The sequence below is a fragment of the Enterobacter sp. K510 genome, assembly GCF_055804875.1.
This window is the reverse complement of record NZ_JBNRLQ010000033.1, coordinates 1-341: the sequence shown is the minus strand read 5'-3', so window position 1 is coordinate 341 and position 341 is coordinate 1. Positions and strand designations below refer to the sequence as shown.

Here is a 341-nt window from a genome sequence, read left to right as displayed (position 1 = left end):
TTCCGGCTTCGGGTCGGGCGCGATGCAGCGTCCCTGCAAGTCGCGCCCTCAGCCCGCATCCATGCGGGCTGCCCCGGCCTACAGGGAACGCCTCAGCGATTTTCAGCCGGACTCCCCACACTTCCAGATTTTTTATAAACCCAATATCGCGGTTCCTGTAAGTTCAAATAAACTTCAAGCCACTCAGTCGTAACAAACCGTCATCGTAATTAACGCGAGGGGTTGAGTCCCCGCTGAAACCGGCGAGCCGGAGGCCGGATGACAAGGGCTGGACGCCATGGATGGCGGCCAGAGGCGAAATGAGGCAGGAGGCCGAATAGAGCCGACCGCGGGCAGACGGT

Annotated in this window: 1 pseudogene; it reads left to right on the top strand. The window is 60.1% G+C overall.

What is annotated here, in order from left to right:
- Positions 1-193 (top strand): annotated as a pseudogene (locus tag ACQUTD_RS21605) (hypothetical protein); the annotation flags it as partial.
- Between the last annotated feature and the right edge of the window lie 148 nt (positions 194-341).